Source organism: Nitrospirota bacterium, assembly GCA_004296885.1.
In the GTDB taxonomy this organism is placed as follows: Bacteria; Nitrospirota; Nitrospiria; order Nitrospirales; family Nitrospiraceae; genus SYGV01.
Genome location: SCVN01000020.1, coordinates 69,191 through 87,907, shown reverse-complemented (window position 1 = coordinate 87,907; position 18,717 = coordinate 69,191). Strand labels below are relative to the sequence as shown.

General features: G+C 61.6%; 15 protein-coding genes. 6 read left to right on the top strand and 9 right to left on the bottom strand.

Annotation, left to right across the window (positions count from 1 at the left end):
* The 3 genes from EPO61_12565 to EPO61_12555 form a co-directional block, all read right to left on the bottom strand.
* Nucleotides 1–4,287, bottom strand: a 4,287-nt coding sequence (locus tag EPO61_12565; protein TAJ07700.1) for a hypothetical protein, incomplete at its 3' end; no start/stop codon positions are given.
* A 685-nt stretch (nucleotides 4,288–4,972) separates the two neighbouring features.
* A complete protein-coding gene (locus tag EPO61_12560; protein ID TAJ07699.1) occupies nucleotides 4,973–5,299 on the bottom strand; it encodes a hypothetical protein in 327 nt (108 codons plus the stop codon).
* 76 nt (nucleotides 5,300–5,375) lie between these two features.
* Nucleotides 5,376–5,624: a hypothetical protein gene (locus tag EPO61_12555; GenBank protein ID TAJ07698.1), complete on the bottom strand. Its 249-nt coding sequence runs from the start codon at nucleotides 5,622–5,624 to the stop codon at nucleotides 5,376–5,378.
* A gap of 179 nt (nucleotides 5,625–5,803) precedes the next feature.
* Between EPO61_12555 and EPO61_12550 the strand changes: the two genes are divergently transcribed.
* Nucleotides 5,804–7,312, top strand: coding sequence for a M20/M25/M40 family metallo-hydrolase (locus tag EPO61_12550; protein TAJ07697.1), 1,509 nt, complete (start codon nucleotides 5,804–5,806; stop codon nucleotides 7,310–7,312).
* 78 nt (nucleotides 7,313–7,390) lie between these two features.
* On the opposite strand, the gene EPO61_12545 is transcribed toward EPO61_12550, so the two are convergent.
* On the bottom strand, nucleotides 7,391–7,798 hold the full coding sequence (locus tag EPO61_12545) for a hypothetical protein (GenBank protein ID TAJ07696.1): 408 nt from the start codon (nucleotides 7,796–7,798) through the stop codon (nucleotides 7,391–7,393).
* A gap of 87 nt (nucleotides 7,799–7,885) precedes the next feature.
* On the opposite strand from EPO61_12545, the gene EPO61_12540 reads away from it, so the two are divergent.
* The 5 genes from EPO61_12540 (at nucleotide 7,886) to uvrA (ending at nucleotide 14,605) form a co-directional block, all read left to right on the top strand.
* A complete protein-coding gene (locus tag EPO61_12540) occupies nucleotides 7,886–9,454 on the top strand; it encodes a TolC family protein (GenBank protein ID TAJ07695.1) in 1,569 nt (522 codons plus the stop codon).
* A gap of 6 nt (nucleotides 9,455–9,460) precedes the next feature.
* Nucleotides 9,461–10,186: a CPBP family intramembrane metalloprotease gene (locus EPO61_12535; GenBank protein ID TAJ07694.1), complete on the top strand. Its 726-nt coding sequence runs from the start codon at nucleotides 9,461–9,463 to the stop codon at nucleotides 10,184–10,186.
* 112 nt (nucleotides 10,187–10,298) lie between these two features.
* On the top strand, nucleotides 10,299–11,336 hold the full coding sequence (locus EPO61_12530) for a ribonuclease Z (protein TAJ07693.1): 1,038 nt from the start codon (nucleotides 10,299–10,301) through the stop codon (nucleotides 11,334–11,336).
* 77 nt (nucleotides 11,337–11,413) lie between these two features.
* A complete protein-coding gene (locus tag EPO61_12525) occupies nucleotides 11,414–11,752 on the top strand; it encodes a DUF3147 domain-containing protein (protein TAJ07692.1) in 339 nt (112 codons plus the stop codon).
* A 15-nt stretch (nucleotides 11,753–11,767) separates the two neighbouring features.
* Nucleotides 11,768–14,605 carry an excinuclease ABC subunit A gene (gene uvrA, locus EPO61_12520; protein TAJ07704.1) on the top strand — a complete coding sequence of 946 codons (2,838 nt, stop codon included), beginning with the start codon at nucleotides 11,768–11,770 and terminating at the stop codon, nucleotides 14,603–14,605.
* Between the two features lie 4 nt (nucleotides 14,606–14,609).
* Here uvrA and EPO61_12515 read toward each other — a convergent pair whose 3' ends face one another.
* The 5 genes from EPO61_12515 to EPO61_12495 form a co-directional block, all read right to left on the bottom strand.
* Entirely contained in the window at nucleotides 14,610–15,170 is a 561-nt protein-coding gene (locus tag EPO61_12515) for a YqgE/AlgH family protein (protein ID TAJ07691.1), read from the bottom strand.
* 45 nt (nucleotides 15,171–15,215) lie between these two features.
* Nucleotides 15,216–16,004, bottom strand: a complete 789-nt coding sequence (locus tag EPO61_12510; protein TAJ07690.1) for an acyltransferase — start codon at nucleotides 16,002–16,004, stop codon at nucleotides 15,216–15,218.
* Nucleotides 16,005–16,070: 66 nt separating this feature from the next.
* Nucleotides 16,071–16,424 (bottom strand): metal-binding protein SmbP, encoded by a 354-nt coding sequence (locus tag EPO61_12505; GenBank protein TAJ07689.1) that lies wholly within the window; start codon nucleotides 16,422–16,424, stop codon nucleotides 16,071–16,073.
* A 105-nt stretch (nucleotides 16,425–16,529) separates the two neighbouring features.
* Nucleotides 16,530–17,405, bottom strand: a complete 876-nt coding sequence (locus EPO61_12500; GenBank protein ID TAJ07688.1) for a sulfurtransferase — start codon at nucleotides 17,403–17,405, stop codon at nucleotides 16,530–16,532.
* The gene (locus EPO61_12495; protein TAJ07687.1) at nucleotides 17,402–18,715 is read right to left on the bottom strand and encodes a hypothetical protein; all 1,314 of its coding nucleotides are present in this window, start codon (nucleotides 18,713–18,715) and stop codon (nucleotides 17,402–17,404) included. Before EPO61_12495 ends, EPO61_12500 begins: the two co-directional genes overlap by 4 nt.
* Nucleotides 18,716–18,717 lie beyond the last annotated feature (2 nt).

The window sequence follows — 18,717 nt, the reverse complement described above, 5'->3', positions numbered from 1 at the left end:
CCCGTCCGCGCCCGTGGCGGTCCCGGCCGAGAGGTTCACCGTGACGGAGCCTGCTGCCCCCGCATAGGAGGCTGTGTCGGTGCCCAGGCCCCCGATCAAGGTGTCGTTGCCCAGACCGCCGGTGAGAACATTGTTTCCAGCGTCACCCGTAAGCGAGTCATCAAAGGCTGAGCCGATGAGGTTCTCGATGCCCGAGAGCGTATCATTGCCCTCCGCACCCGTGGCCGTGCCCGTGCTCAGATTGGCCGTGACGGAGCCTGCTGCCCCCGCATAGGAGGCTGTGTCGGTGCCCAGGCCCCCGATCAAGGTGTCGTTGCCCAAGCCACCGGCCAAGGTATCATTGCCCGCCCCGCCATCGAGGACATTGTCGCCCCCATCGCCGGTCAGACTGTCGTCAAAGTTAGAACCGGCGACATTTTCAATGGTGCTAAGCGTGTCGGTGCCATCGGCCCCCGTGGCTGTCCCGGCATTCAGATCTACGGTCACACCGCCCGCTGCCCCGGCGTAAGAGGCTGTGTCAATCCCAGCCCCGCCGATCAGCGTATCGTCGCCCTGGCCGCCAGTCAGCGTATCGTCGCCCGATCGACCGTCAAGTATGTTGTTGCCCGCATCGCCGGTCAGGGTGTCGTCGAAGTTAGAACCGGTCACGTTCTCAATATCGGAGAGCTGATCGATTCCCTCCGACCCGCTCGCCGTACCCGTGCTCAGATTGACCGTCACCCCGACGCCCGCCACGCCGGAATACAGAGCCGTATCGCTTCCCGTCCCGCCGATCAACGTATCATTGCCCTGGCCGCCGATGAGCGTGTCATCGCCCGCCCCGCCGTCCACCACATCGTCACCACCGGCCCCGTTGAGAACATTGGCACCGGCATCGCCGGTAAGCTGATCGTTGAAGCCCGTGCCGGTGGCATTCTCGATGCCGGACAGCGTGGCGGTGCCGGCCACACCGGTCGCACTCCCAGCGTTCAAGTCTACCGTCACGGCGCCGGAGGTGCCGCCATAGAGAACCGTGTCCGTCCCGATACCACCGAGCAGTGTATCGTCTCCCAATCCCCAGTAGAGAGTGTCGTTGCCGTCCCCGCCCGACAAGCTGTCGGCCCCGGCCCCGCCGTCCAGCACATCGTCGCCGGCCCCGCCGCTCAGCGTGTCGTTCCCATCCTCGCCATCCAGATTGTCGTTGCCCAAGCCCCCCGTCAGCAGATCGTCGCCACTCCCGGCACGCACGATGATGGTCCCAGCCCCACTGCTGGTGAAGACGTCGTTGCCCGCTCCGCCGGTGGCCACCTCGACATTGGCCAGCCCCATGTCAAGCGTGACGCCGGCCGTCCCCACGACATTGACGATATCCGTGCCCGCCCCGCCGTCCACCAGCACATCCGACGCATCAATAAAGAGGGTATCGTTGCCGTCCCCGCCCGACAAGCTGTCAGCCCCGGCCCCGCCCGCCAGCACATCGTCGCCGGCCCCGCCGCTCAGCGTGTCGTTCCCATCCTCGCCATCCAGATTGTCGTTGCCCAAGCCCCCCGTCAGCAGATCGCTACCGAGGCCGCCCTGAAGATTGTCGTTACCACTGCCGCCGTCCAGCATGTTGTCGGTAGCGTCACCGACGAGGACATCGTCAAAGGCCGAGCCGGTCACGTTCTCGACCCCGGACAGCGTATCGTTGCCATCCGCCCCGGAAGCCGTACCTGTAGTTAAGTTCACCGTGACCGCGCCCGTCGCCCCCGCATAGGAAGCCGTGTCGGTACCCGCACCCCCGATCAAGGTGTCGTCGCCAAACCCACCAACGAGGGTATCGTTACCCTCCCCGCCCAACAACGTATCGTTGCCCGCCCCGCCGTCCAGGGTGTCGTTCCCCGCCCTGCCGTCCAGCACGTTGTCGCCCGCATCACCGGAAAGCAAGTCGTCGAAGGCCGAGCCGGTGAGGTTCTCAATGCCAGAGAGGGTATCGGACCCGTCCGCCCCGGTGGCCGTGTTGGTGTCCAAGCTCGCCGTGACGGAGCCCGTCGCCCCGGTATAGGACGCCGTATCGACGCCGGCTCCCCCAACGATCGTATCGTCGCCGCCGCCGCCCTCCAACACATTATCACTCGCGTCGCCCGTAAGGGTGTCGGCAAAGGCTGAGCCGGTGATATTTTCGAAGTTGGAAAGTGAGTCGGTTCCGTCTCCACCAGTCGCGACCCCGGTATTGAGATCAACAGAAACGCCGCTGGACGCCCCGGCATAAGAGGCAGTGTCAATGCCTGCTCCTCCGTCCAGGATGTCGTTGCCGCCCCCGCCCTCCAACACGTTTGAACCCGCATTGCCGATGAGGATGTCGTCGAAGGCCGAGCCGGTTGCGTTTTCCGTATTGAGCAGCGTGTCGACCCCACCAGCCCCGCTAGTGGCTCCGCTATTCAAATCCACCGTCACGCTACCTGCGGCGCCGGCATAGGAAACCGTATCTTCTCCCTCGCCACCGTCCAAGACATTTGCCCCTGCATCGCCGGCCAGCGTGTCGGCAAAGGCCGAGCCAGTGACATTCGCGATACCGGACAACGTATCGTTCCCGTCGGCCCCGGTGGCCGTGCCGGTATTCAGATCTACCGTGACCCCGCCGGTCGCCCCGGCATAGGAGGCCGTATCGGTGCCGCCTCCCCCAACGATCGTATCGTCGCCGCCTCCGCCCTCCAGCACATTGTCGCTCGCGTCGCCCGTGAGAGTGTCGTCGAAGGCCGAGCCAATGACATTCGCGATACCGGACAGCGTATCGTTCCCGTCGGCCCCGGTGGCCGTGCCGGTATTCAGATCTACCATGACCCCGCCGACCGCCCCGGCATAGGAGGCCGTATCGGTGCCGCCCCCCCCAATGATCGTGTCGTCGCCGCCTCCGCCCTCCAATATGTTATTGCCCAGATCTCCGATGAGGATATCGTCGAAGGCCGAGCCAATCACGTTCTCGATGCCAGTCAGCGTATCGTTCCCGTCGGCCCCGGTGGCCGTGCCAGTATTCAGATCCACCACGACCCCGCCGGCCGCCTCGACATAGGAGGCAGTATCGCTCCCCGCTCCGCCGATCAGCGTGTCATTCCCTGTACTGCCTTCCAGCACATTGTCGCCCGCATCACCGATAAGGATATCGTCAAAGGCCGAACCGACTACGTTTTCGATACCGGACAGCGAGTCATTCCCATCCCCCCCAGTCGCCGTCCCGGCATTGAGATCAACCGTTTCGCTGCCGGCCGCATAGTAGTAGTAGGCCGTGTCGCTTCCCGCCCCGCCGACCAGCACGTCATTGCCGGCATCGCCAGACAGGAGATCATCGCCGCTCCCCCCAACGAGGACATCATCCCCTCCCCCCCCGAACAGAGCCACAGAGTCCGCCCCGCTCGTTGTGAAGGTGTCGTTGCCGTCCCCGCCGATCGCCCCCTCGATACTCGCCTGTCCCACATCCAGCGTGACTCCAGCCGAGCCCTGGACGTAGAGCGTGTCATACCCGGCGCCACCATCAATATGCAGATCATTCCCATCTACATAGAACGTATCGTCTCCGGCCCCGCCCGACAAGCTGTCGGCCCCGGCCCCGCCATCCAGAAAATCGTTGCCGTCCCCGCCGACCAACACGTCATTGCCATCCCCGCCCTGCAAACTATCGTCGCCGCTGCCGCCGGTCAACCTATCGTTGCCCCCGCCGCCGAGCACCGTCGTCGGCTCGCTCCCACTGTTGGTAAAGACATCATCCCCCGCCCCGCCGAAGACGGTTTCGAGCTGCGCGGCCCCGACATCCAATGTCACACCGGCCGCCCCCTCGACGAGGGCCACATCCGTTCCGGCCCCGCCTGACACAACCGTGTCCTGTGCATCAAAGTAGAGCGTGTCGTTGCCGTCGCCGCCGAGCAGCGTATCGGCCCCCTCCCCGCCCCGCAGGACGTCATCACCAGTCCCACCGTCCAACACGTCATTACCGGCATCACCGGTCAGGTTGTCGTTGCCGTCCCCGCCGAGCAGCGTATCCGTCCCGCCCCCGCCCCGCATGTCGTCACTGCCCGCGCCGCCGTCCAGCACATTGGCGCCAGCATCGCCGGTGAGCGAGTCGTCGAAGGCCGACCCAGTCACATTCTCGATGCTGGAGAGGGTATCGTTGCCATCGGCGCCCGTAGCCGTCCCTGCCACCAAGCTGACAGTGACCCCGCCCGTCGCGGCGGCATAGGAGACCGTATCGTTACCGCCTAGGCCGTCGATCTGGTCGTCCCCCGGAGTACCGACCAGAATGTCGTCGCCGGAGGTGCCGTTGATGATTGCCACGCTACTCCCCCTAAATTCCTGCGCTTGACAGACGGATTCGTGCGCAAGGACCAGCTACAGAGCTTGATAGACCTGCCATAGTCATACCCATGAGGGGACTACTTCCAAAGGCTGATAGTACTAGCCCCCATAATAATGCTCTACCCATTCTCCGGTCAAACGATTTCTTTAGGTCATCAAGTGATTTACAGCCATTATAAATAACACACATACAATGTGTGTGCCATAGTGATTAATTCTAAAATAATATTAAAATTCAATGTGATCGGATAAATGTTCGCTAGCTCGTCCGCCTTAATCTGTGACGTTGAGACAGCCGCGCGACACAACCCTGTCTCAGCCATATCTTTTTGAGATATGGCAAAGGGTGAAATATGACAAGGGACAACGAAATCGGCAGAAGAATATGAAGAGCCGCTAGCGTCAGCTTACAGGACAAAAAAGAGAGTCATGAGTTTGCCGCGACCAGCCTGCGTTGAGTTTTTCCATCCCGGCAGGCCTGTTACCGCCATCCCGTCGACCGTTCTGATCGAAGCCAGAGTCACCATCGCTCCAGCGATATCGCTGCAGGCAACCCGTCAATTGTTGATGCGTGCATCCATGCAACTATTAACCATGGGTGATCGCGCGCAGCTCCGCATTCATGCATGGGCACAAACAGGCGGTACGTGGGAGTTGGGGTGGATTATGACTTGGCGGGTTTCTGGCTGCGGAGGCCAGCCATGGTCTGGGTTAATTGCTGCTGGAGCCGCTGCAAAACATCCAACCCGACGGCCACTCGCACCGCTCGCCTCCCCCGAAGCGTCTTGGGCAGCGGCTTGCCCTGCTGCGCAGCCTGCGCCACCAGCGCCAGGGCAGCCGGCTCGATGAAGCCGAAATCTAGGTAGGCCAGACCTTGCGTGATATTGACTGTGGCGTAGTTGGCCAACACTGGCTGGTCCGGCGGCTCCCCCGATGTTAGTTCCACAGTCACTTGGATTTGCTTCGGCTCGGGCTTCGGCGTCTCAGGCATGTTCGTCTCCTATGGTTGCTCGGTTGTGAAACTTGGGAAGGACGTTATTGGGCGTATGGCAACCAGGGATGTTTTGTCAACGTTCACGGGGCGACAACCCCCTCCGCATCTGCACGATCTCCTGCTGGAACTTATCCCGTTCCTGGCGAATCGTTTTCATCCGCCGCCAACGGTCCCAGGTCCACCAGCGCAGCTTCGACCGAAAGGTGACCACCGGCGGCGGCGCGCTGCCGGCTGGGGCATGTTGAAACTCATAGCCCTTCACCTCCTCACGCTGCTTAAGAAATTCTTGGTAAGGTTTGGGAAACAATCCGTCGTCGCTCATCGCTCTGACTCTTGTTTGTATTCACAGGCCGCACGTTTATTATGCCCATGCTAAGAACTTTTGCATTATAGCAGTTTCTTCGATTCGACCCAACTCTGAACCCTCGTGACCTTCAGACTCAGACTTTTAGACTTTTCGACCGTCCGTTCCCATGTTACCCTGCTCTCTTACCCCAGACAATGAGGAACTGCATGCGTCATATCCTGGCCTTGTCCGGCTGCTTACTCCTGCTCGCTACGGTTGCCTCGGCGGCTCCCGACCTACGCATGGCCCCGGATGGACTCGCTGCGGCGTTGGGCGCGATCTCAGGGCCCAGAATGATGGAAGATGTCGCGCGCCTGAGTAGCCCAGCATTCAACGGCCGGCAGACCGGCACAGCCGACGACGTGCGTTCCGCGAGGTTCATAGTCGAGCGATTCGAGTCACTGGGCTTGTTCCCGTGCGGCGGCCGGCCGTTGCCCGGCAACGCACGCGGTCCGCTGTGGGCTCAGTCGGAAGCCTTCACGGGCAGCTCTATACAAGCCCCGGCCATAATGGAATGGACGACGCCGGCCGTGACGACGCCGGCCCGGTTAGGGCCTGACTTTCTGCCGATCCTGGACTCTCCTTCGGCTGGCGCCAGCGCACCACTGATTTTTGTCGGGTACGGCATCTCCGATCCCGCCCACGAGTTCGACGAATATGCAGGTCTGGATGTGCGCGATCGCGTCGTGCTCTTCCTGCGGGGAAAACCGGAGGGCTATTCAACGCCGGTCACCCATGCAGACAAGGAGCGAACGGCGCGGAAGCGCGGCGCGATCGCCTTCCTGACCGCCACCGGGCCAATCACGTCGGCCTATGAAACACGTCGAGGGATCGGCAGGGCACCGACCGCCCTCTACAGCCAGGCAAGCGACAATCGCCTGCTTCCCGGCGCCTGGATCAGCACGGAACTGGCGGAGCAACTTCTGGCCGTTGATGGCCAATCGCTCCGCGAGGTACAAGAACGGTTGAACCAGCAACGCAAGCCTCAATCTGCCCCCACCAACGTCATTCTCCATCTTGCCTGGGACAGTCGGCAAGAATCAGGTACATTGGTCAATGTATTGGGAATGATCCCCGGGCAAGATCCGGCCCTGAGAGAACGGGCCCTGGTGATCGGCGCGCACCGTGATCACTTCGGCCGCCAAGCCGGCCTCTTGTTTCCCGGCGCCGACGATAATGCCTCCGGAACCGCGGTGTTGCTCGAAGTAGCCAAGACTTTCGCCAAATCCGGCCTCGCGCACAAACGGACAATCGTGTTCGTCTCATTCAGCGGCGAGGAGCAGGGCCTCTTCGGTTCCCGCCTATACGTAGGCAAGCCTCCCCTGCCGCTGAATCAGACGGTCGCCATGCTGAATGTGGACCACGCGGGAATCGGCAACGGACGGTTGACGGTGGGGCTGACGGGGCTTTCAAAAGAAGAGGCGACAGAAGCGGGCAAGGTGGCCGGCGTCGCGGAGCTGCTGGACTTGTACGGCTTCTTTCCCGGAGGCGATCACGTCCCGTTCAAGGAAGCAGGCACCCCCACAGCCACCATCGTCAGTGCCGGGCCTCACCCTCATTTTCACCAGCCGTCGGATACGGCCGACACGGTGAAAACGGAGATTCTGGAGAGAGCCGCCCGGTACCTGTTCGTCCTGGCCTGGCAGCTCGCAAATACACCGTAGCTGCGAGACCCCAAAGGGCACATGCGCACACCAGCCTACCGAAACTTGTAACTTTTTACTGGTGCCGTGCGACTGGGTTTAGGGGATCTCGTCGGGGTTATCGTTCAAGAGGGTCGATTGAATCGGAGGCGCATGCGTCAACTGACGAGGCAAAGGCGGGAACACGACCGGCGAACCGCTTTGGTTAGAACCGGCGATCAGGCCGACACTCAACTGGGGACCGAGGGTCATCTGCGCCCCGCTCCAGGCTTGGCCTCCGGGAACGCGGTAGCTATAGGATTCAAAGTTCGCACCAGGCGTGTAGATGTACCCTTGAATCCCCGCGGTATCCACATACAGATTGGCGGGACCGGTCAGATTGAACAGAGCGCCAACTCCCCCGGTCATGCCGCGGACGCCGGACACGCTTTGGGCCAAAACCGGCTCGACCGTCAAATGTTCCCCAGCCAACAGGAAAAGAGCCAAGACCAGGAGGTTTCTTGCCATTGTCCGTACCAAGATTCTCCGTGACAGAAGCGACCGTCCGACGTTATATTATGGGCGCATTTTGGTGATTCAAGCAAGGGGAATTTCATGCCCCGGTTCCGCAACGACCAGGTAGCGAAACAGTGGCGAAGCTGCGCCGCCGTCCTTGCCCTCTGCTTAGGGGTCGGCCTCACAGGCTCATGGGCCGAAACACCCCCGGCCAAGCCGACGGATCCCCGGAAGGAAGCGATCTCGCTGGTGGACGCCGTCCTACAGGCACTCCAACGCAACCTGGACATCAGCATCAGCCGCCAGACCAAGGAAAGCCGGCTCACCGACATTATCGCCGAGCAGGCCAAGTTCGACCCCACGGTCAGCGCCAACGGCCAGTACAACCGCCAAGTCCAGCCACTGAACCGGCCGGTCTTCGGCTTCTCCGGTACGGCGGACTTGTCGAAGATCCAAACCTTCGACCAGAACCAATCCACTGTCACCTTCGACATGACGCAAAACCTTTTGACGGGCGCGAACTACGATATCAATTTCAGCCCGCAGCGGACTTTCGTGGCCGGCAATACCGGGTTTTTGTTCAACCCCGGCTATACTTCCGGTCTTGCCTTCACGCTCACCCAGCCTTTGCTGAAGAACTTCGGCGTGGATATCAACAAGACCTTCATTGCGGTCGCCCAGAACAACGCGAAGGTGGAGGAGCATGTCTTCAAAGACCGGGTCCTGACCGTCATCGCGACCGTGGAGCAGACCTATTGGGAAGTGGTCTTCACGAACGAAAACCTCAAAGTCGCCCAGTCGGCCTTGAAGGCAGCGGAGGAATTGCTGGCGAGCAACCGGGCCAAGGCCAAGGCCGGCGTCATGGCCATCGTGGATGTGCTGCAAGCGGAAGCGGCGGTGGCGGCCCGGGTCGAGCAGGTGATCATCGCGGAGAAGGCCATTCGGGACCAGGAAGACCAGCTGCGCCGGCTGTTAAATCCTGAGGAGGAAGAACTCCGCCAGGACGTCCATCTGGTGCCTCTGGACCAACCGGTCAAGGCTCTGGAGCCGCTCAGTCTCGAGGAAGCCATCGACGTCGCGCTGAAGTTGCGGCCGGAGGTCCTGCAGGCTGGCAAGAACACTGAGACCGCCGAGCTGAACACAAAATTCGCCAAGAATCAGCTCCTCCCCAACCTGGCCTTTCAGGGCACCTCGGGATTGGCCGGCTTGGGCAAAGACGGCGCTGACATGTTCAGCAGGAATTTCGGCGGAGACTTTTATAACTATGGCGCCGGGCTCGTGCTCAGCTACCCCCTCGGCAACCGTTCGGCCGTAAGCCAGTTCAACAAGCGACAGCTCGAGGGCCGCAATGCCCAGTTCTCCCTGCAGAGCGTCCGGCAGCAGGTGATCGTCGGGGTACGAGAGGCGGTGCGGCGCGTGCAGACCGATTTCAAACGGATTGAAACGACCCGTTCCGCGCGGATCATGGCCGAGAAACAGCTCCAGGCTGAACAGGAACGGCTCAACGTCGGACTCAGCACCACCCGGTTCGTGCTGGACTTCCAGCGCGACTTGGCCACCGCCCGTGGCAACGAACTGCGGGCGGTCGTGGACTATAACAAGTCGCTCTCGAACCTGGCCCGCACCAAAGCCACGACGCTCGAACGCTATAAAATCGAGATCCAGTAGCCTCTGGTGCCCATCCAGCCAGGACTGTCTTCACACCCGGCGATCAGCCATCTGCAGAACACAGCCGGGGAACGGTTTGCCTGGCTTGCGCTGCTTCCAGTGTTAAGCACCGGTCTCTATTATGCCCTCCCGCTCCGGCTCCAGGCTGAATCCGTCGTTCAGTTTCTCCCCCAGACCCTGGCCTATCTCGGGCTAATCATCTGGGCCGGCTACAATCAGAACCCCGGCTCGAGGCTGGGACTCGCGCCGCGGCAAATCGGACAAGGCCTCCGCTGGGGACTCGTCACAGGGTTGCTCTTAGGCGGGCTGAACGTGTCGGTCATCCTCTACCTCGTGCCCCTGTTGGGCGGCGACATCGCCTTTCTCCGCCAGACGCCGCATGCCCAGGCCCCGACCCTCCTCATGCTTCCCTGGTTCATTTTCTTCATCGCCGTCTTTGTGGAGCTCACCTTCCGCGGGTTTCTCCTGGGCCGGCTCATGGCTTTCATCCCGACGAGGCCTCAGCAGTCAGAGGCTCCCGGAGCGGCACTCGCCATCAGCATCTCCGCACTGACCTTTTCCTTCGACCCCTTCATGGTCGCCACCTTCAAACATTTGCACTGGATCGCTGTCTGGGACGGGCTCGTCTGGGGTATCATCTGGGTTCGGCTCCGAAACCTCTATGCGACCATCGTCGCCCATGCCATCGAGGTGATCGTGATGTATTCGGTGTTGAAGGCGGCCCTGGAATAGAGTCTATCAAGTCAGAAAGTTCGAAAGTCATAAAGTCACCGGGCTTGATAAACTTGATACGCCGTCTTGGACTTTCGAACTTGAGAGACTTTCTGACTTGTAGGCTTCTTCCATGAACCCTTCCTTTTCCAGCTCCCTGGTCAATGACCCGTTCGGCGACCCGGGCCTCTATGTCGAGATCAAATGGACCAGCCGCGCGCTGCTCTTCGATCTCGGCCGGAACGACTCGCTGGGCCCCGCTCGTCTCCTGCGGGCCAATGATCTGTTCATTTCGCATACCCACATGGATCACTTTATCGGCTTCGATTCGATCCTCCGAGTGGCCCTGGGACGCGGCAAAACGTTGCGCTTCTTCGGACCGCCGGGCTTGATCGCCAATGTCACCGGCAAACTCAGGGGCTACACCTGGAACCTCGTCGACGGCTATCCGCTGACAATCGAAGTTCGAGAATTCCATCCCGAGGATACGCGGCTCACGCTCTTTCGAGCCGCCGAGGGGTTTCAGCCCGTCGCGATGCCACCCCAACCCTGCCGCCCATCGGACCCTGCCATGCCCTTCTCCGTGCTGGAAGACCCGATGTTTACGGTCAAGGCTATCGCCCTGAACCATCGGATCCCTTCCCTTGGCTACGCCCTCCAGGAACAGTTCCACGTCAACGTCAACAAGGAAAAGCTCCGCGCAGCCGGCCTGCCGGTCGGCGCCTGGCTTAAAGAGGTGAAGCAGCACCTCTGGCAAGGCCGGCCCGACGACTTTCGCTTCACCGCGACGCTCTACTTCGAACACCGACGCGAGGAACGGGAGTTCAGGCTGGGCGACCTGCGGGAGCGATTCCTGACAATTACGCGAGGGCAGAAACTGGCGTATGTCGTGGATGTCCGCTACGATGAACAGAACGAAGCCAAGATCGTGGAACTGGCCAGAGGGGCCGACATCTTCTATTGCGAAGCCCCGTATCTCGATGCGGACGCGGAGAAAGCCAGGGAACGATATCATCTCACCGCCAGGCAGGCGGGTCTCTTGGCCAGAAAAGCCGGGGCCCGACATGTGGTGGTCTTTCACTTCTCCCCCCGCTACACGGGCCAGGGGCACCTCCTGATCAAAGAAGCCATGGAAGCGTTCGAGGGGCATGAAGCAGGGCAAGACTTGTGAGGACAAGCCCGTCCTCCACTGCCCGCCGATCAGAGAAAAAATGGAAAGAGCCGCATCTTGCAGGCAAGGAGACACGCATGAGTGAGTTGCTGAAGCCGATGCTGTACTTTGTGCTGGGAGGCACCATCGTCAGCCTGTCATCATATGTTGGCGCGCAAGGGCGAGGGTTCCTGGCCGCCTTCGTCAGCACGTTCCCGGCCATCACCGGAGTGACTCTCATCCTGATTTACCTGAACGGGGGCATCGATCCGGCCGCCAATTATGCCCGGCATCTGCTCTGGTTCGTGATTCCCTGGGTCGCCTATGTCACCATGCTCATCGTGGCCCTCCCCCGGATCAATTTTTGGTTTGCCTGGGTCGGCGCCCTGATGCTCTATATGGCCCTCATCGCCGTGACAAAACTGGCGCTGCGGTAAATGGATGATACGCCTATGCCCAAGGCCCAGTGGTCCGGCGACCTGATCGTCGAGGGCGCCCGGCAGCACAATCTCAAGAACATCAGCTTGCGGATTCCGCACAATGCGGTGACGGCCATCACCGGAGTGTCCGGCTCCGGCAAGTCCTCGCTGGCCTTCGACACGCTCTACGCCGAAGGCCAGTGGCGCTATGTCGAATCGCTTTCGACCTACGCCCGGATGTTTCTCGAACGGCTGGACCGTCCCGAGGTGGACCGTTTGGTCAACATCCGCCCGGCCATCGCCATCGAGCAAAAGAATCCGGTCAGGACCGCCCGCTCCACCGTGGCCACAGCCACAGAGATCGCCGATCTCCTGCGATTGCTCTTTGCCAAAGTCGGCCGTCCGGTCTGCCCCACCTGCAAGGAAGTCGCAAAAGGATTCCATCCCGGCACCGTCGCGGATGACCTGCTGTCCCGATTCCCCGATGCCCGGGCGATGATCCTGTTTCCCATCAAGGATCCCGGGCCTGGTCACGACCGGACATTCACCGCATCCCTGCTCACTCGCGGCTTCGTCCGCCTGAAGCAAGGAGACGAGCTGATTGACCTGCAGGAGGGAGGAGCCATTCCCCGCATCCCAGGCGCCGACCTTCAGATCGTCCTCGACCGGCTGGTGCTTCGCACGGACAATCGAAGTCGGCTGATCGAGGCGGTTGAAACAGCCTTTCGCGAAGGCGACGGGCAGTGCCGGGCGGACGTCATCGGCCAGGGTCAGCAGATCTACAGCGAACGGCTCCAGTGCCAGCGCTGCGGGCGCAGCTTTCCCCCGATCAGGCCGCTGCTCTTCTCCTTCAACCATCCCTTGGGCGCCTGCCCCGAGTGCAAGGGCTTCGGAAACATCCTCCGATACGACGAAGCCCTGGTCGTGCCCGATCGAAACCTCTCGCTGGCCGACGGCGCCATCGAGCCCTGGACCAAACCCGGCACCGACTGGTGGCAGAAACAAATGCTGCTGGCCATGAAACGACGCGGGGTCAGTCTCACCACGCCCTACGGCAAGCTCTTAGAGCAGGAACGAGCCTTGCTGTGGCAGGGTGAAAAAAAGTTCGAAGGGATCACGCAGTTCTTCGAGCACCTGGAGCAGAAACGGTACAAGCTCCACGTCCGGGTCTTCCTCAGCCGCTATCGCAGCCCGGTTCCCTGTGCCGCCTGCGTCGGAAGCCGGCTCAAACCGGAAGCGAGAGACATACGGGTGGCCGGGCGGGCCATCCACGAGATCATGGATCTGACGATTCAAGATATCGTCGGGTGGATTGAGACACTGGCCCTGTCGGAATTTGAAACCCGCGTGGCCCAGGACCTCTTGCGCCAACTCCAGATGAAGCTGGGCTTCCTCCTGCGTGTCGGCCTCGGCTACCTGACCCTGGCACGGCAAACCCGCACCCTCTCCGGCGGCGAAGCGCAGCGGATCGCTTTGGCCAATCAACTGGGGTCGCGCCTGGTCGGCACCTTGTACGTGCTGGATGAGCCGACTATCGGGCTCCATGCGCGGGACACCGCCACCCTGGCGGCCATCCTCCGGGACCTGGCCGACAGCGGCAACACGGTGGTCGTTGTGGAACATGACCGGCAAATGATCCTGGCCGCCGACCATGTGGTGGAGCTGGGGCCTCGGGCCGGCGCGCTGGGCGGCGAGGTGATCTGCGCCGCGCCGGCGAAGGAATTTCTGACAGACGAGCTGGCCCTGACCGCCCGATACTTGCGGGGAGATGACCGGATTGCGCTGCCGCGGGTCCGACGCCGGGGTTCGGGGAAGGCGCTGATGCTGGCCGGCGCCAGCGAACACAACCTGAAGGACCTGACGATCCGAATTCCGCTGGGCATGCTGGTCTGCGTAACGGGGGTCTCCGGCTCTGGGAAAAGCACGTTGGTGGAGGACACCATCTACCGCGCGGTGGCGCGGGCCTTCCAGACCGAAACCCTGCCCATGGGCCGATTCCGCGCGATCAAAGGCTTGGAACACCTCCGCGGGGTCCGTCTGATCGACCAGCAGCCGATCGGCCGAACCCCGCGATCCAACCCGATCACCTATCTGAAAGCCTTTGACGACATTCGCCGCCTCTTCGCCGCCCAGCCGGCTGCGCGGCGGCAGGGATTAACCACATCCCATTTTTCATTCAACCAAGTCGGAGGCCGGTGCGAACGCTGCCAAGGAAACGGGTATGAGAAGCTGGAGATGTACTTTTTCGAGGATATCTACGCGACTTGCGAAGCCTGCGCAGGCCGCCGGTTCAAGCCAGAAGTACTGAGCGTCCGACTGCGCGGCAAGACCATCCACGAGGTCCTGGGCCTGACGGTGAGCGAGGCCTTGTCGCTCTTCTCCGGCACTCCGTCCGGCGCAGGAAAACTGGGCGAGAAGCTGCACTTGCTGATCAGCATCGGACTCGGCTACCTCCGGCTCGGACAGCCAGCCACGACCCTGTCCGGCGGCGAGGCACAGCGGCTCAAGATCGCGGCCGAATTGGCGGGTCTGAAAAGCCGGCCGGCGCGTGCCGCCTCGCCCCAGTCCACGGAACGTCCCGGCGGCCAGACCCTCTACATCATGGACGAGCCGACGACGGGATTGCATTTGGAGGACATCAAGAAGCTGCTGGCCGTCATCGGCAAACTGGTGGACGCAGGCAACACCGTGCTGCTGGTCGAGCATAACCTGGACGTGATCAAAGCGGCGGATTGGATCATTGATCTGGGGCCCGAAGGAGGCGAGGCAGGAGGTAGGATCGTCGTGGAGGGTCGGCCAGAGCAGGTGGCGCAATGTGCCGAGTCGCATACAGGACGCTTCTTGCGTCCCCTGCTCAGTCTGGGCTTGTAATGCTTTAGTTGAGGCCTGGATCGGCCGGCATCTCGGCATAGACCGCGTAGGGACCGCCGAGCGTCTGCACAATATCCGGCCAGACCCGCTCCGGTTCTTTTTCAAACACGACGGTCGGATCGGCCGGCAGGGTAATCCAGGATCCGGTCTTCATTTCACTTTCAAGCTGGCCCGGCCCCCAGCCTGAATACCCCATGTAGGCCCGAAAGGCGTCGGTCCCGGCCGGCTCGGTCAGCACCCGTTCAAGCGCACCCACATCGCCGCCGAGATAGACCCCGTCGAACACATGGTGGGTATTGCCTGGCTCCTGTGTCATCCGATACAAGAGCAAGACGTGATTGGGCTGGACGGGGCCCCCGGAAAAGAGCACGTGACGCTGCCCCTCGAGAACCGGCACTTGCGGCAGCGCTTCCGACACCGACACGCCGGTCGGGCGGTTGACCACCACTCCGAGCGCCCCCTCCGGCCCATGCTCGCACAGCAACACCACGGTCTGCCTGAAGTTCGGATCCCGCAACGAAGGGGCCGCGATCAGGAAAATGCCTTTACCGAGGGGAGTCGCCATGCCCTTATCCTACCTGTTGAACGGGCTCTGTTCAAGAGAGAGCCCTCACTCGTAGAGTTTCGGCCGACGGTCACGCAGGAGATCATTATACCGATTGAGGGTTTTGTTGCGGGCTTCGGCCGGATCGATCTCAAGGACCGTGAGTTCCTCCTGATCGCGAGCCGCCCGATGGAGAATGTGCCCTTTCGGCGTGACGATTTCACTGCTGCCGATAAAGGTCAACCGGTCCTTCCCGCCCCGCTCCTCCGAGCCGATCCGGTTGGCCGTGACGCTGAAGAGGCGATTTTCCAGACATCGCGTAACCATGGCATCGGGGCAGTGAGGCAGGACCAGGTTGGAGGGATGGCAGAGAATCTCCGCGCCTTTTAAGGCCAGCGCCCTCGCCGATTCCGGATAGAACCAGTCGAAACAAAGCATGACCCCGACTTTCGCCTGGCCGATGTCCCACACTTGGAACCCCGTATCGCCCGGCGCAAAGAACAACGTCTCCTCAAAAAACAGGTGGGTCTTGCGGTACACACCGACGACCCCGCCAGGCCCAGCAAGCAGGGCGGAGTTATAGCAACGCCCTTGGTGCCGCTCAGGAAGGCCGGCCACAAGATGGCACCGTTGCCTGCGAGCGATCTCCAGAAGACGCTGCGTGGTCGGCCCGTCGGGGATTGGCTCGGCCAATGTTTCGACTTCCTGCTTGGACACGAACTGGTAGCCGCTCGCGAACAGCTCCGGCAGCACCAGCAGATCGCACTGGACCTTGGACACCCGATCGGTCACAAGGTCCAGATTGCGTTTGACATCGCCGAAGGCCGGATCGAATTGAAAATATCCCACGCGCATGAGTCACGCCCTCAAACAAAAACGGGCAGGGAATTCCCTGCCCGTTTTCACACTCTGGGAGCGGGATTACTTGACTTCGGACAGGTGCTGGACCGCATTTTCCGCCGCCTTGGTGGCGACGTCCGCATGGCCAGCCTTGCCGTGCTCCACAGCATCCTTCAATTGCTTGATGCCTTCCGCCAGGTGGGGATTGGCCTTCTCCTTCTGCGCCGCCTCGGCATGCTTCAGCGCCCCCTCGGCATGCTTCACCAGCGCATCCGCATGGCCCTGTTTCCCGTGCTCGACGGCTTCTTTCGCGTGCTCGACGGCTTCGGCCGCATGCCCCTTGTCGGCCAGCGCTACGGAAGAAAGAGCCGGCAGGCTCACGAGCACCGTCATGAAACCAAGGACCATCGCTCCCAGCACTACTTTCTTGCCCATCGTTCTATCCCTCCTTCTCCGGATGCGTTGCGTCGTCTTCATTCCCCAGTTCACGATTGCGGACCCGCGACTCTGAGGGGACGATACCAGTGAGGGCCGTGGCTGTCAAGATGGCCTAGCCTCGTCTGTATTGATGATTTTGTGCAGCAACCTGACGTCCGTCTCCACCGGGGCGGCAAAGTCCCGGCTCCATTCCCACCAGGACCCGGGATAATTCCGAACCTTGTCATACCCGACCAGCTTCAGCACAAAATACAGCCAGGCGGACCGGACACCGCCGGTGCAGTAACAGATCACCTCGCGGTCTTCCTGGACCCCCTTCTCCGCCAGGACGACTTTGAGTTTTTCCACATCCTTGACCGTTGCGTCAGGGTTGAGGAACCCGTTCCAGGGCACACTGATGGCCGAGGGAATATGCCCCGGCCTTGGAATGCCTTGCACTTCCTTGCCGGCATACTCCTCCAGACTGCGCGCGTCGACGATCATCGTCTCGGGATGGGGCCGCTTCACCAGCTTTTTCAGTTCATCCTTCAGGACGATCAGCTCGGACTTCGGCGTGGCGGTGAACGAGCCGGGCTTGACGGTCACGTTCATATGCTCGAACCGGCGCTTCTCCGCCACCCACTTGACCCAGCCCCCATCGAGGATTCTGAGCTGCGTCAGGCCCAGGTACTGGAGCATCCAGAACATCCGCCCCTCATCCCCCCAGTTATCGAAGGGGTTCGAGTAGATAACGATATCGCTGTCGTTGTTGATCCCCAGGGCGCGGATTTTCTGCTCCAGGCGCGTCACGTCCGGATCCAGAAGCCCCTTGGCCGCCGCGTTCGGGTCGCTGAAATCATGCCAGGTGGCATGCACCGCCCCCGGGATATGGCCGCCGAACATATAGGCCGCCTTGCCGCGCACGTCGATCACCACCAGGCCTTCCCGGCCAAGGTTCTGCTCCAACGTCTTGGTATCGATCAGAAACGGATGGATCATGATGCTCCTTTGTGACTCACTGCTTGCTTGCCTGTCGCCTCGGCGCCCAGCGCCGCACAGGCCAGTTGCGTCTCTGGTTCAGGCCGGCTCAACGCCGTTTTGAGATCGCCCGTCAGCGACAGGTCTCGCTCATAGATCGTGAACGCGTAGGGATCCTGCCCGGTCAAGCCGTACTGCTTCTCCAGCATCGCATGCTGCTTGTCCGTCAGGATATGATAGCGCACGCGGGTTTTCAAGACGAGTCCCGCACGCCCCTCCGCCGGTCCCGGCAGACGATACGTGAACCGATACTCGCGGCTCGCCAAGGGCACAAGCCGATTATCGTACAGCTCCACGATGGCCGGTTGCCAAAGGATCCACCGACCCATTGTGTCTACCTGATGAACCAATTCTTTTCCTTGCCCATCTTCCACGGTGAACTCGACCGTGAAGTACCGATCCGGATCGCCGGTCGGAATCTTATGCCCAGCGCCGGCGTTGATCAGGGTCAGGGTGAACCGGGTCTGGTCCCCCGGCTTCGGGTCCGGCGGATCAGTCTGCACCTGGACCGCCACAGCCTGCTTGACCATCTCCGGATCATGGCCTCCTCGCCACAGATGCCGCCGTCCTGGCCTGATCGGCCCGCCCGTCGCCACCGGCCGTTCCACCTCCGGCATGTGACAACTCTGGCAAATGAAGCCTTTTTCTTTCATGAAGAACTTGCCTTCGTATTCGGCGTAAGTCCCGCAAGGACCCACGTTGTAGAACTGGGCTGGCCCGGAGACGACGTTGTGGCAACGAGAGCAGATTTGGGCCGTGCGAAAATTGGGATCGAACTTGGTCGGATGCGGCGCAGCCGAGTCATCGAAGGGACCCAGGACGACCCCGTCGCGCACGTGGCAGGCGGCGCAGGTGATCGCCTCCTGTTGATACTCGGGATCGTAGTGGGGATTCGGCTCCTGGATCGCCTTTTCCACGCGCCCGCGCGGGATATCCTTGATCAGCGTCGGCTGCTGGTTCTCCAGCGGGGTGTGGCAGTTCAGACAGACCCAGATGTTCTTGTCCTTCTTCCAATAAGCCTGGAAGAAGGGATCGTCATAGGCCTGGGCATGGATGCTGGACTTCCACTCCTCGTAAATCTCGCGGTGACAGGTCCCGCATGATTCCGCCTTCAGACTGTCGAGACCGGCCGGCACCTTCTGGAAGGGGATCGCATGGGCATAGTCGGACCGGAGGCCAAAGATGACGACGGGCTTGACCTCGGTGTAATAGAAGTAGACCGAGCCAGCCACTACGAGTATCCCCGCCAACCATATCCCGAATCGCTTCATCG